The 13,463-nt window shown below is 60.8% G+C and carries 15 protein-coding genes; 6 read left to right on the top strand and 9 right to left on the bottom strand.

Annotated features, from left to right (window positions below; translation table 11 throughout):
• Positions 1-179 precede the first annotated feature (179 nt).
• Positions 180-1,379, bottom strand: a complete 1,200-nt coding sequence (gene tyrS, locus A15D_RS16450; RefSeq protein WP_102792811.1) for a tyrosine--tRNA ligase — start codon at positions 1,377-1,379, stop codon at positions 180-182.
• 175 nt (positions 1,380-1,554) lie between these two features.
• On the opposite strand from tyrS, the gene A15D_RS16445 reads away from it, so the two are divergent.
• A complete protein-coding gene (locus A15D_RS16445) occupies positions 1,555-2,889 on the top strand; it encodes a peptidoglycan DD-metalloendopeptidase family protein (RefSeq protein ID WP_102792810.1) in 1,335 nt (444 codons plus the stop codon).
• Entirely contained in the window at positions 2,879-3,967 is a 1,089-nt protein-coding gene (locus A15D_RS16440) for an anhydro-N-acetylmuramic acid kinase (protein WP_102792809.1), read from the top strand. Before A15D_RS16445 ends, A15D_RS16440 begins: the two co-directional genes overlap by 11 nt.
• A 73-nt stretch (positions 3,968-4,040) precedes the next feature.
• Here A15D_RS16440 and A15D_RS16435 read toward each other — a convergent pair whose 3' ends face one another.
• The 6 genes from A15D_RS16435 to A15D_RS16410 form a co-directional block, all read right to left on the bottom strand.
• Positions 4,041-4,574, bottom strand: coding sequence for a phosphatase PAP2 family protein (locus A15D_RS16435; protein ID WP_233192280.1), 534 nt, complete (start codon positions 4,572-4,574; stop codon positions 4,041-4,043).
• Positions 4,575-4,766: 192 nt separating this feature from the next.
• Entirely contained in the window at positions 4,767-5,105 is a 339-nt protein-coding gene (gene erpA / locus A15D_RS16430) for an iron-sulfur cluster insertion protein ErpA (protein WP_102792815.1), read from the bottom strand.
• A 90-nt stretch (positions 5,106-5,195) separates the two neighbouring features.
• Entirely contained in the window at positions 5,196-5,657 is a 462-nt protein-coding gene (locus tag A15D_RS16425; protein ID WP_102792807.1) for a polymer-forming cytoskeletal protein, read from the bottom strand.
• Between the two features lie 9 nt (positions 5,658-5,666).
• Positions 5,667-6,395 carry a DUF6776 family protein gene (locus tag A15D_RS16420; protein ID WP_102792806.1) on the bottom strand — a complete coding sequence of 243 codons (729 nt, stop codon included), beginning with the start codon at positions 6,393-6,395 and terminating at the stop codon, positions 5,667-5,669.
• A gap of 2 nt (positions 6,396-6,397) precedes the next feature.
• Positions 6,398-7,438 (bottom strand): N-acetyl-gamma-glutamyl-phosphate reductase, encoded by a 1,041-nt coding sequence (gene argC / locus A15D_RS16415; protein WP_199175972.1) that lies wholly within the window; start codon positions 7,436-7,438, stop codon positions 6,398-6,400.
• A gap of 107 nt (positions 7,439-7,545) precedes the next feature.
• A complete protein-coding gene (locus A15D_RS16410; protein ID WP_233192279.1) occupies positions 7,546-8,955 on the bottom strand; it encodes a chloride channel protein in 1,410 nt (469 codons plus the stop codon).
• Positions 8,956-9,051: 96 nt separating this feature from the next.
• Here A15D_RS16410 and hemJ point away from each other — a divergent pair, with 96 nt between their 5' ends.
• The 4 genes from hemJ to hemL are packed head-to-tail and all read left to right on the top strand — an operon-like array spanning position 9,052 to position 12,234.
• The gene (gene hemJ / locus A15D_RS16405) at positions 9,052-9,495 is read left to right on the top strand and encodes a protoporphyrinogen oxidase HemJ (RefSeq protein WP_102792805.1); all 444 of its coding nucleotides are present in this window, start codon (positions 9,052-9,054) and stop codon (positions 9,493-9,495) included.
• 32 nt (positions 9,496-9,527) lie between these two features.
• Entirely contained in the window at positions 9,528-10,286 is a 759-nt protein-coding gene (locus tag A15D_RS16400) for a hydroxymethylpyrimidine/phosphomethylpyrimidine kinase (protein WP_102792804.1), read from the top strand.
• Positions 10,286-10,915 (top strand): thiamine phosphate synthase, encoded by a 630-nt coding sequence (thiE, locus tag A15D_RS16395; RefSeq protein ID WP_102792803.1) that lies wholly within the window; start codon positions 10,286-10,288, stop codon positions 10,913-10,915. Before A15D_RS16400 ends, thiE begins: the two co-directional genes overlap by 1 nt.
• A gap of 32 nt (positions 10,916-10,947) precedes the next feature.
• Entirely contained in the window at positions 10,948-12,234 is a 1,287-nt protein-coding gene (gene hemL, locus A15D_RS16390) for a glutamate-1-semialdehyde 2,1-aminomutase (RefSeq protein WP_102792802.1), read from the top strand.
• Positions 12,235-12,418: 184 nt separating this feature from the next.
• Here the strand turns inward: hemL and ybaK are convergent, their stop codons facing one another.
• Both ybaK and A15D_RS16380 read right to left on the bottom strand, forming a co-directional pair.
• Complete coding sequence (gene ybaK / locus A15D_RS16385) at positions 12,419-12,886, bottom strand: Cys-tRNA(Pro) deacylase (RefSeq protein ID WP_102792801.1); 468 nt, start codon at positions 12,884-12,886, stop codon at positions 12,419-12,421.
• The gene (locus A15D_RS16380) at positions 12,883-13,341 is read right to left on the bottom strand and encodes a tetratricopeptide repeat protein (protein WP_233192278.1); all 459 of its coding nucleotides are present in this window, start codon (positions 13,339-13,341) and stop codon (positions 12,883-12,885) included. The genes ybaK and A15D_RS16380 overlap by 4 nt, the downstream gene beginning before the upstream one ends.
• Between the last annotated feature and the right edge of the window lie 122 nt (positions 13,342-13,463).

Genomic DNA, 13,463 nt, shown 5'->3' with positions numbered 1-13,463 from the left:
CGTTTGCTTGCCTGATTGTTAAAGAGCTTCTCGTCCGTGGCGTTTCGTTGTTGCCCCGTCGAGGAGTGCGCATTCTAGGGATTTCCCTGAGGGTGTCAAACCCTTTTTCGCACTTTTTTTAAAAAACCTTCCGACCGCTCACTTTCTGTCCAAAACGGCCCTTTTCGGGCCGTTTTTGCTTATTTGATAACCACCTTGGCGATCTTTTTCTTGCCTGCCTGGATCACATGGGTATCGCCAGCCCGGAAAGCACGCTCTTCCTGCAGCTGAACCCCATCCAGATACACCGCGCCGCGGGCAAAGACATCCTTGGCTGCCTTGCCATTCTGGGCCAGCCCCGCCTCGCGCAGCAGGGGGACAATGTGGATATCGGGCTGCTCACCCAGCTCCACCACCACTTCCGGCACATTATCGGGGATCTCCCCAAGGGCGATCTGGTTACCAGCAGACTTTGGCGCCGCCTGTGCAGCCGCTTCACCATGGAACCGGGTCACCATTTCAAGAGCAAAGGCCTTTTTGGCCTCCTGCGGGGTTCCCTGCTGGTCAGCCTCAGCCTTCAGGGCCTCGATCTCCTCGTTTGATCGGGCACTGAGCAGTTCATAATAACGCCAGATCAACGCATCGGGAAGCGACAGCAGCTTGCGGTACATCTCCCCCGGGGCGTCGTTGACTCCGACATAATTCCCCAGCGACTTGGACATCTTCTGCACCCCGTCCAGCCCTTCCAGGATCGGCATGGTCAGACAGATCTGCGGTGGCTGACCGTGGCTCTTCTGCAGGGTGCGCCCCATCAGAAGATTGAACTTCTGGTCGGTACCGCCCAACTCCACATCCGCTTCCAGGGCCACAGAGTCATAGCCCTGCACCAGGGGATAGAGGAATTCATGGATGGCAATGGGCTGATTACCTTTATAGCGCTTGTCGAAATCATCACGCTCCAGCATCCGCGCCACCGTGTACTGGCCCGCCAGCTTGATCATGCCTGCGGCCCCCACCTCATTCATCCAGCTGGAGTTGAATTCCACCCGGGTTCGCGCCGGGTCCAGAATCTTGAACACCTGCTCCTTGTAGGTCTCCGCATTGCGCAACACATCCTCGCGACTCAGCGGGGGGCGGGTCGCACTCTTGCCGGTGGGGTCGCCGATCATCCCGGTGAAATCCCCAATCAGGAAAATAACCTCATGCCCAAGCGCCTGAAACTGGCGGAGCTTGTTGATCAACACGGTATGCCCCAAGTGGAGGTCGGGCGCGGTGGGATCAAAGCCCGCTTTCACTCTCAGAGGACGCCCGGAGGCCAGCTTTTCCCGCAACTCGTCTTCCTGGATGATCTCGTCCGCTCCGCGAGAAATCAGTGCCAGTTGTTCTTCCACCGTGGCCATGCCTACCTCTTGAGATTCCACTACTACCGATTCGGACCCATCCGGGCCCGTGAAAGCGCGCCATTGTAGCACTTGAACGCGGCCAGAGAAGGCGGGTATCTTTGCAGGTCTGTTTTTTCGCCGAGCCTGCCGGGCATCGGCCCGTCTTTTACCTAACCAGACCCCGCGAACCTTCATGAAACAATTCTTCTCTGCTATCGGCAGGCTGGTGCGCCAGTTCCCTCGCACCCATTTACTGCTGAGCATGGTACTGCTGGGTGGCGTTATCCTTATCGCCCTGCGCCCCGACGACCCGGGGAGCGAGCCCGCCGCGACAACCGTCAAGGCCCTCGACCTGCCCGCTCGCCCCGCCGCCAAGACCACGCCCAACCCCGCTGACAAACCCCAACCCCCTGCTGCCCCCGCGTGGCAAACCCTGACAGTGCAAGCCGGCGACAGCCTGTCATCACTGCTACAGCCTCTGGGTGTCGGGGCCGGCCAGGTCTATGCGCTGATCAACAGCGACGAAAAACTAAAACGCCTGACCCGCCTCCGCCCTGACGAGACCCTGGAAGTCATTGTCAACGATAGCGGCTCACTGACCGCTGTCCGTTACCACCCCTCCCGGGTGGAGACTCTGACGGCAAAACTGACCGGCGGTGGCTGGACCGTGCGCCTGAGCCAGCGCGAGTATCAGAAACAGACCCGCTTCGCCCAGGCCGACATCACCGACTCCCTGTTTCTGGCCGGTGCTGCTGCCGGCATCAGCGACAAGCTGACCATGCAACTGGCCAACCTGTTTGCCTGGGATGTGGATTTCGTTCTCGACATCCGCAAGGGCGACCGCTTCCGGATACTGTACGAAGAACTGTATCTGGATGGCGAAAAGGTCGGCGAAGGCGACATCCTGATGGCCGAATTCTGGAATCAGGGTCGCCACCTGACGGCATTTCGCTACGAAACCCTGTCCGGAGATGTGGAATACCTGGACATCAAGGGTGACTCCATGCGCAAGGCGTTCATCCGCACCCCGGTGGCGTTTTCACGCATCAGCTCACGCTTCAATCTGGGCCGTCGCCACCCGGTGCTTAACACCATTCGAGCCCACAGGGGTACAGACTATGCGGCCCCTACCGGCACCCCGGTTCGAGCAGCGGGTGACGGCAAGGTGATCTTTGCCGGGGTGAAAGGCGGCTATGGCAATGTCGTGATTATCAAGCACGGCCAGATCTACACCACCCTGTATGCGCATATGCGTAATTTTGCCAAGGGGATCCGGGTCGGAAAACGGGTCAAGCAATCACAAACCATCGGCTATGTGGGCACATCCGGACTCTCCACCGGGCCGCACCTGCACTACGAATTCCGCATCAACGGAGTACACCGAAACCCGCAAACGGTCCCGCTGCCCAAGGCGCGCGGCGTCAACGACAACGAGCGGGCGGAATTCCTGATCGCGGCTAACCGGCTCAAGGCACAGATGACCCTGTTCGCCGAAGCCGCCACTCTGGCCAGCAGCAATGTCTTCTGAGCTGTATATCGGCCTGATGACCGGCACCAGCGTTGACGGCATCGACGCGGTGCTGGTGCGGATCGACGATGATCGCGTCACGCTGCTGGGCAGCCATAGCGAGCCCATCCCCGATCCAGTGCGGGCCGACATTCTGGCGCTTTGCCAACCGGGCAACGGAGAGATCGACCTGTGCGGCAGCGTCAGTCAGACGCTTGGCTCTCTCTATGCCAATGCCTGCCACGCCCTGCTGCAGGCTTGCGGCATTGCCGCTTCCGCCATACGCGCCATCGGCTGCCACGGGCAGACCGTTCGACACCGTCCGGGCAGTCAGGGTTTTAGCCTGCAACTGGTCTGCGCCGATACTCTGGCGGTGAAAACCGGCATCCCGGTGGTACACAATTTTCGCAACAAGGACATGGTGCTCGGCGGCCAGGGCGCCCCCCTGGTGCCTCCCTTTCACCGCCAGCAGTTTGGCCGTTCTGGCGAGCGGCTTGCGGTGATCAATATTGGCGGGATGGCCAACGCCTCTCTGCTGGAAGGCCGCACCCTGCTCGGCGGTTTCGACACGGGCCCGGGCAATGTGCTGATGGATGACTGGATCGCCCGACAAGGCCTTGGTCCTTTTGACCGCAATGGCGACTGGGCTGCCAGCGGCCGTGTGGACCCGGGTCTGCTCTCCACCCTGCTGAGCGATCCCTACTTCAGCCTGCCGCCGCCCAAGAGTACTGGGCGGGAACACTTCAACGCCCAGTGGCTAACCTCCCGACTGCCCGCCCAGATCAGCCCTGCGGACATCCAGGCCACGCTCGCCGAGCTCACTGCACGCAGCATTGTCGATGCTCTTGCTGCATTTCGCCCAGACGCCCTGCTCATCTGTGGCGGCGGCGCCCATAATGATTACTTGCTACAACGACTCCACGCCCTCACCGACGTCGCGGTGAACACCACGGAAAAAGCGGGTCTTCATCCTGACTGGGTGGAAGCCGCCGCGTTCGCCTGGCTGGCATGGGCGCGCTGGAATGAAAAGCCGGGCAACGCCCCGGTCGTCACCGGAGCCTCGAGGGAAGCGATTCTGGGGCAGGTCACACTGCCGTAAGAGGAGCCGCCAGCTATGAGCTATGAGTCACCAGGCGCGAACCAAGGATTACGGAAACCGAGTAGCTTGCCAGTCAAACCAGCCAGAGAGCGATCAGGGCGCAACTGAAGCCCAGAGTCGCCCCTGCAAGAATATCACTGGGGTAATGGACCCCCAGCAGCACCCGGGACAATCCGACCATCACTGCCAGGGCCAATGCCAGCGCCATGACCGGCGGGTAGAAGACACACAGGAGGGTGGCCATCACGAAGGCCGCTGCGGTGTGCCCGGAAGGAAAACTGAAGCGGTCCGCCGGCTGGATGAACGCCGACAGGCTTTCCAGCGCATCGGCCGGGCGCGGACGCTTGATCAGATGTTTGAGCCCAACGAACAACGGGACTTCCAATGCGTAGGCGGCCATCGCAGTGAGTGCAAACTCACTGCCGCCCAGACGATCCATCCACCAGATCAGCAGGGTCAGCGCCACATAGAAAGGGCCATCCCCAAGACGCGAAACCATGCGCGCCATACGCGCCCGCCGCGCGGCCTGAGGCTGCTGAAGCAACCAGCACATGGCGCGGGTATCAGCAGCGGTCATTCGTTGAAAACTCGGTCGTGTCGTCATCATGAGTTTAGTGTCCACCCTGAAAACGACGAAATGTTGATCAAATAATGAAGATTATGTGACAACAAGAGACGCTGCACGCATCACGCTGCACGCCGCCCTGCGGGCGCACACTAAAAACCAGAAGGCGCCTATGGCGCCTTCGCACTGCCCACGCGTGTTGCGTGCTGCGTGTTGCGTGTTGCGTGTTGCGTTTTAGACCGAGAAGGAAGAGCCACAGCCGCAGGTCGTCGCGGCATTGGGGTTGCTGACCACGAAACGTGACCCCATCAGACCATGCTCATAATCTACCTGTGAACCATCGAGATACTGGATACTCATGGCGTCCACCAGCAGGGTGACACCGTCTTTCTCGACAATGGTGTCGTCATCGTTCACGGCTTCATCGAACGTGAAGCCATAAGAAAAGCCCGCACAGCCCCCCCCGGTGATATACACCCGCAGCTTGAGCTCAGGGTTGCCTTCATCGTCGCGCAGCTCTTTGACTTTGGCGGCGGCAGCGTCGGTGAACGAAATGGGGGTTGGGTCGATCATAGGCTCGCTATTGCTGTAAAACGGAAGAACCCGTGACACAACCATTGGTGTGACACGGGTTCAATATGTTCCAGTACCCGACCAAAACCGTCAAGAATTATCCGCAGCGGCCTCTTTGGCCGCCGCAGGCTTGTCCGCTTTTTTCTCCGGGGCGGGCAGATTGCGACGCTCATCGTCCAGGCGCACCAGCTTGCCGTTGACCCGAGCCCCCATCACCATCTCGATCATCAGGTAGTAGACATTGCCCTCGACAGAGGCTTTTTCTGCCAGCTCCAGATTTTCAGTGGCGTGGACGTCACCTTCCACATGGCCATTGATCACTACCTGGGGAACCTGAATCTCACCTTTTACTACCCCCGTCTCGCCGATCACCAGTCGGCCACCGTCCTTGCCGACACTGATATTGCCTTCAACGGTCCCCTGCACATGCAGGCCACCGGTAAATTCGATATCGCCACTCACCTTGGCACTCGGGGCGATGAGGGTGTGATTACGGTAATCCTGGGAGGCGGATGCTCCGGAAGATGCGGATTTCTTGTCTCGGCCTAGCACTGCTCTCTCCTACTGCCACTTTATGGTTTTCTGTATTTGGTGTCGGCTTCTGCCGCCGCTTTCAGCTTCCACATCCAGTGTGCCAATCTCTACCCCTTCCGGCAGCCGAAAACGGCCACTCAGCTCCTGAAAATAGCGAAACCGGAACCGTGTCTCACTGCCATCGGCCAACCAGTCCTCACCGGTCAGTGCAAAGGCCTCACCGTCGCGGGTTCCCTTGAGGGTCAAGCTGATATCGCCGGACAGATAATTACGGTTATCCCCCGCCTGCACCAGTACCACTTTGTAACTGTACAGGTTGGGCTCGTCGGTCGGTTGCAGGGTGGCCTTTTCAATTTGCAGCCCCCCTTCACTCCCCCCCGGCGCCATGACGTTCTTGTAGAACGCCACCGCCTCTTCCAGTTCAGCCGTTTGATCACGCAGGCCCTTGATTTCCTGGCGCAGGGTCTCGCGGGCCTGACGGGTCACTTCGGTGTCGGTGCGGTACAACGCCAGTTCGTTGCGGGCGGCATCCAGCTCCCGTTTCTTGCTCTTCAATTCGGCGCGCAAACGCTGATTGGTGGCAGAGGTATCCAGGGAGCCGCTATTGCCCACCCACAGCCCCGCGACAAACAGGACCAGGGCAGACACCGCCGCCCCCACCATAAGCAAACGACGGCGTTTCTTCTGCTGGGAAGGACTGACCGGCATGAGTACCACATCATCGATACCCGCGCGGCTTTGCGGTTTCTTCGCCATGATCAGGGCATCAACGGCACGACCGCGAGGCCGGCCGATTCGTCCAGCCCAAACATGATATTCATGGCCTGCACGGCTTGCCCGGAGGCCCCTTTCACCAGGTTATCGATCACCGACAACACCACGATCACGTTCTCGCCACGGGGCTGATGCAAGGCAACCCGGCAGGTGTTCGCCCCTTTCACAAAGCGGGTTTCCGGGTGGCTTCCCAGCGGCATGACATCCACAAAGGGCTCATCCTGGTAGCGTTTTTCGTAGGCAGCCTGGATCGCTTCCAGAGACGGCGCACCTTCTACCAGCTGACCGTAAAGCGTGGCATGAATACCTCGAATCATGGGAATCAGGTGGGGGACAAAGGTGGCCTTTACCGGCCGACCGGCAATATCCCCCAGGCCCTGCTCGATTTCCGGCAGATGGCGATGACCACTGGCTCCGTAGGCCTTGTAGCTTTCACCGGCCTCTGCCAGCAACATCGGCACCTTGGCCCCCTTGCCCGCGCCACTGGCGCCACTGGCGGCATTGGCAATCAGCTGGTCAGGCTTGATCCAGCCATTCTCCAGCAACGGCAGGTAACCCAGCTGGATGGAGGTGGGGTAGCAGCCGGCGCACGCGACCAGGCGCGCCTTACGCATTTTCTCACGGTTCACTTCCGGCAGGCCGTATACCGCTTCCGCCAGCAACTCGGGGCAGGCATGGGGCTCGCCATACCATTCGCTCCACAGTTCGTGATCCCGCAATCGGAAATCAGCAGACAGGTCGACCACCCGCACGCCAGCCGCCATCAGCTCCGGCATCATACGCATGGCAACATTATGTGGCGTGGCAAAGAACACCACGTCGCACTGCGCCAACCGCGTCACGTCCGGCTCGCTAAACACCAGATCGGTGCGGCCACGCAGCGAGGGAAACATGTCAGCCACAGCGGTGCCGGCATCGCCTCGGGACGTGATCACATCCAGTTCCACCTGGGGATGATTGACCAGCAAACGCAGTAACTCGACCCCGGTATACCCGGTGCCGCCGACTACGCCGACCTTCAGGATTGCCATAACTTCACTCCACTGTTTGCTGTACTGCTGCAATAAAAGGCAGGCACGCATGATAGGGGCGCCCACCCACCGCGGCAACTTTGCCGCCGCCAACGCCCGGCTCAACCTGGCAGCTGTCGCTCCTGGTCGGTTTTATCCGTCTCCGGAGCCTTGTCCTCGGTTTTAGGCTTCTCCAGCGCCATGCCCTGACCATCAGCCATGCGCTCGGCAAGAGAGTCATACAACGGCCGCGCCCAGACCAGCTTGGCCACCGCGGCGGCCAGAAACGCCCCGGCCATCAGCGGCAGCAGGATGTCGTGACGGTTACCCGTCAGCTCCATGACAATCACAAATGAGGTAATCGGGCGCTGAATCACCCCAGCCAGAAATGCCGCCATAGCCACCAGGGTCAGCCCGACCAGCGACACCTCGGGGAAAAAGCCCCCGATCACATTCCCGAAACCGGCACCGGCAGCCAGACTCGGCGAGAACAGCCCACCGGGAATCCCGGTGAAATACGATGCCAGCGTGGCCGCCATTTTTGCCAGCGCAAAACTCCAGTTACCCGGGTGCTCACCGGTCAGCAAAATGCTGGCCTGCTCATAACCACTACCGTAAGTGGCTCCACCGGTGGCCAACCCCAGAAACACCAGCACCAGCGAACACAGCAACACCACCCGGTAGGGATGTGCCTTGGCGAAGGGAGACAGAAACTGGCTGCCACGAATCAGCAACCGGCTGAAAATCCCGCCGAACAATCCGCAGACCAGCCCGGTCACGCCAATGGCCACCCAATCTGTGGTGATATCCAGCTTGCCGCCGGGGTGTCCGAAAAAGCTGTAGTGCCCCATGATCATCAACACCACCACCCCGGACAGGATGATCGCCAGGATCAGGGTACCGCTGGTACGTTGTTCGAAAGAACCCGCCAGCTCTTCAATCGCAAACACAATCCCGGCCAATGGCGCATTAAAGGCCGCAGAGACCCCGGCAGCGCCCCCCGCCACAATCAGCGAGTTGTCCACGTACTTCTGGTGCAAGCGCCCCACCTGGCCCACCGAGTACATCATTGCCGCCCCCATATGCACACTGGGGCCTTCGCGACCAATGCTGGCGCCACACAACAACCCCAGGCAGGTCAGGACGAACTTGCCGAAAATCACCCGCAGGGACAAAAACGTGGGGCGCAACCAGTGATAACGCTGCTTGAGCACCACCAGCACTTGGGGAATACCACTGCCCTGGGACTCGGTACCGAGCTGGCGCATCAACCAGACGATCATCAGCATACCCAACGGCGTCACCAGGATAGGCAGCAGCGGAGACCGCTCATGAAGCTGTACAAAGGTATGGGACGCCAGCTCAGCCACCCAGGCAAACGCCACCACCAGCAACCCGACCAGCACCGCACCGGTCCAGAACACCATGCGCAGCTTCCAGTCCTGCCAGGAACCCAGCTGCCGCCGACTCAAGCGCCGCGTGCGAAACAGGTAGTAACGCATCAGACGACGTTGACGGGAGCGCTTGTTCACAGGACTCCTTTCGGATTCGGTAACGACAAAGGGAAGGCTGTATAGTGTACGCCCAGCCAAGCGACACTCCAATGCCACCCACACAGGAAGCCCATGATGCAGTTCGCGCTAGACCACTTTCTCTGGATTAAAGCCATCCACTTGATCGCCGTGATTTGCTGGTTTGCCGGCATTTTCTACCTGCCGCGGCTGTTCGTGTATCACACCATGGCCGAAGACCAGACCAGCAAGGACCGTTTCAAGATCATGGAACGCAAGCTGTATCGCGGCATCATGAATCCCAGCATGATCATCACTATCGTGTTGGGACTATGGATGTTCATGGCCAACATGGAAGCTTACAAAGGCAGCGGCTGGATGCACGCCAAGCTGACGCTGGTGTTTCTGCTGGTGGGTTACCACCACATGTGTCTGGCGTACATGAAGAAGTTTGCCGCCGACACCAACACCAAGAGCGACAAATTCTTCCGTATCTTCAATGAAGTCCCTGTTTTCCTGCTGGTCGCCATTGTTATTCTGGTGATCGTCAGACCCTTCTGACGATCGTTTTCCTTCGCTCAGGTTCGCCGTTTATGAAACCGAATATTCTTGTCATTGCCGGCCATGATCCCTCCGGGGGAGCCGGCATTCATGCCGACATCGAAGCGATTCGCGCTCTCGGCGGCTTTGCCTCCACGTTGATCACCGGGCTTACCGTCCAGAACAGCCAGAACGTGAAAGGCTTTCAACTCACCGATATCGACCTGCTGCAGCAGCAGGCCGACACCTTGCTGGAAGACTACGCCTATCAGGCCGTCAAAATTGGCATGACCGGGTCAGTGGCCATCATCGATTTTATTGCCCGCCTGCTTGAGCAGTTACCCGGTATCCCGGTGATACTCGATCCCGTTCTGGCCGCCGAGGCCGGCGGCAGTCTCACCCGGGAATCCCTGGCCGATGCCATGCTCGACCGCCTGGCGCCTCACTGCGAAGTGATGACGCCCAACCTGCCAGAAGCCCAGCTACTCACCGGCAAGGACAGCGTTGCCGACTGCGGCGAAACCCTGGTGCAACGCACCGGCCGCGCCGCCCTGATCACAGGCACCCACGACACCACCGAGCAGGTCACCAACCACCTGTTCACTGACAGCGGCGAGCAGGCCTGGCAATGGGAGCGTCTGCCACACAGCTACCATGGCTCCGGCTGCACTCTGGCATCCGCCATCGCCTGCCTGCGAGGGCACGGAGAGTCCCTGGCCAACGCCGTCGCCGATGGCCAGGCCCATGTGGACCGTTTTCTGCGCGGCGCCTTCCAGCCCGGCAATGGCCAGTACGTTCCGGACCGCCGCTGATGACTTCACGCATTCAAGGCCTGTACGCCATCACCGACCCGGCGCTGACCCCGGACGCACTGCTGCTGCCCGCCGCAGAGGCGGCCCTGCATGGCGGCGCCCGCTTGTTGCAATATCGCGACAAGACAGCCACTGCCGTCCAGCGACGCCGCCGGGCCAGCCAGTTACGGGCGCTGTGCCACCAGTATGACGCCGGCTTTATCGTTAACGATGACCCCGCACTGGCCGCCGACGTGCAGGCAGACGGGGTGCACATTGGGCAGAGCGATGCGGATATTGCGCTGGCCCGTCAGCTGCTGGGGCCCGACCGCATTATCGGCGTCACCTGCCACAGCGATCTGGCGCTGGCCCGGAAAGCCATCGCCGCAGGCGCCGATTATGTTGCCCTTGGCCGCTTCTTTGCCTCACGAACCAAACCCCTGGCGCCGCCGGCCGAGGTGTCCACCCTGCAATCTGCCTGTCAGGCATTTCATGTACCTGTGGTAGCCATCGGTGGAGTGAATGCGGATAATGCGCCGCAGCTGATTGAGGCTGGCGCCGCTGCCGTCGCCGTCATTCATGCCCTGTTCGGCCATTCCGATCCGGCCGAAATCGAAGCTGCCGCCCGTCAACTCAGCGCCCTTTTCTGATCCGTTCAGATCCCAGATTCAGGAGAACAACCATGAGCCGCAAGCAATCCGAAAAGCTTTTCCGTCAGGCCCAAAAACACATTCCCGGTGGCGTCAATTCCCCGGTGCGGGCCTTCAAAGGCGTCGGCGGCACCCCGGTGTTCTTCCACGAGGCCCAAGGGCCTTACCTGTACGACGAAGACGACAATCGCTACATCGATTATGTGGGCTCCTGGGGGCCCATGATTCTCGGCCATAACCACCCACAAGTGATTGAGGCCGTGAATCAGGCGGTCAGCCACGGCCTGAGCTTCGGCGCCCCCACCGCCGCCGAAATCGCCATGGCCAACAAGGTCTGCGAGCTGGTGCCGTCCATGGATATGGTCCGCATGGTCAACTCCGGCACCGAAGCCACCATGAGCGCCATTCGCCTGGCCCGTGGCTACACCGGCCGCGACAAGATCATCAAGTTCGAAGGCTGCTACCACGGCCATGTGGACAGCCTGCTGGTGAAGGCCGGCTCTGGCGCCCTGACCCTGGGAAACCCCAGCTCCCCGGGCATCCCGGCATCGGTCACGGCGGACACCCTGACCCTGAACTACAACGACGCCGCCGCCGTGGAAAATGCGTTCAACGACTATGGCGACCAGATTGCGGCCGTGATCGTGGAACCGGTAGCAGGCAACATGAACTGCGTACCGCCCACACCCGCTTTTCTGCAGGCCTTGCGCAAGCACTGTGATGACCACGGCAGCGTACTGATCTTCGACGAAGTCATGACCGGTTTCCGGGTTGCCCTGGGCGGTGCCCAGGCCCTGTACGGGATCACTCCGGACATGACCACCCTGGGCAAGATCATCGGTGGCGGCATGCCGGTGGGGGCCTTTGGCGGCAAGAAAGACATCATGGAGCACCTGGCCCCGCTGGGCCCGGTCTATCAGGCAGGCACCCTGTCCGGCAACCCGGTGGCCATGGCGGCCGGTCTGGCCACCCTGAACCTGATCAGTGAACCCGGTTTCCACGAGGCCCTCACCGAAAAAACCACCCGCCTGCTGGCGGGACTCACGGAAGCGGCCCACGCCGAAGGCGTCGCGTTCACCACTGCGCAGGCAGGCGCCATGTTCGGGCTGTTCTTTACCGACCAGAGCCGGGTGAGCAGCTTTGCCGAAGTCATGGCCTGCGACAGCGAGCGCTTCAACCGCTTCTTCCACGCCATGCTGGATCAAGGCATCTACCTTGCCCCCAGCGCTTTTGAAGCCGGCTTCGTATCCGCCGCACACAGCGACGAAGACATCGACGCCACCCTCACCGCCGCGCGCAAGGCCTTCGGCAAGCTCTAACCAAACCTATCCGTAGAAGCGTCGCTGGCGGCGCGATGAAAGCCGTTGCGAGTACCAAGTTACGAGAAGCGAAAACCTCCAATCAATGCGGGTTTCCGCTTTTGAATTTCGAAACTCGGTACTCGTGACTCGAAACTCGGGGGGATCGCGCCGCCAGCGACGCTCCTACAAAGGGAGAGGCTGCTCAGTCGCGGACCAGGGCGGCCAGTTTGCCGCCGGTGAGGGTGAGCAGATCCTGTGGCGCCATGGCGATTTCCAGACCGCGGCGCCCCGCGCTCATATAGATGTCCTGCTGCGATTGTGCGCTGCTATCCAGAAACAGCGGCAACCGTTTTTTCTGTCCCAGCGGGCTGATCCCGCCAAGCACATAGCCCGTCAGGCGCTGCGCCTTGTCCGGCGGACACATCACCGCTTTTTTGCCTCCCTGGGCCCGGGCCAGACACTTCAGGTCGAGCTGATGGGCCACCGGCACCATGGCTACCACCGGCACCTCATCGACCAGGGCCACCAGCGTCTTGAAGACCTGTGCCGGCGGCAGCCCAAGTCGCTCGGCGGCCTCCAGCCCGTAGCTTTCCGCCTTGGTGTCGTGTTCGTAACTGTGCAACTGGAAAGCGACCTTGGCCTTTTTTGCTGCCTGCACTGCGGGCGTCATACCGGTCGCGCCACCGGATTGCGTAACGCGGCGGCCCGGCTGCGTGCGTCGCGGGCACCGTCACGGTCCCCTTGTCGGTCACGAGCCGTCGCCACCATCTCCCACAGGCTCGCCTGGTAATCATCATGGTCCGGTGCCAACCGCAGCGCCTTGAGCGCAAACCCCTCCGCGCCCCGGGCATCGCCCTCGGACAACCGCAGATCCGCCAACTCCCGGTACAACCAGGAGGAATCCGGGGCAATATTCAGGGCCCGCTCCAGATAGCGCTCTGCCGCCGCCCCCTGGCCTTGCTGCCGGGCACTTTCCGCCCGCTGCAGCAACGCCATTGCGGGCGAACCTTCCAGCTCGACACTGGCCGTCATGGGTTCAACCGGCGCTTCGGGAGGCCGCACGGCACAGCCTGACATCACTAACGCAACGACCAGTATCCGAATCCACCCTTGCCTGTTTTGCATACTTGTTCCTTTGTGTGTTCTTCGGGCCTGGCAGCCTTGGAGCCTGTTAACACTACCGGTATGGCTCCTGCTGAATGCATTTTTCATCCAGTCGTGCCAGCTGGTGTGCAGTGTAGTCATTC

The organism is Alcanivorax sp. MD8A (genome assembly GCF_002888555.1).
Classification (GTDB): Bacteria; Pseudomonadota; Gammaproteobacteria; order Pseudomonadales; family Alcanivoracaceae; genus Alcanivorax.
The sequence above is the reverse complement of the archived record's forward strand: the minus strand, read 5'-3'. Positions and strand labels throughout refer to the sequence as shown.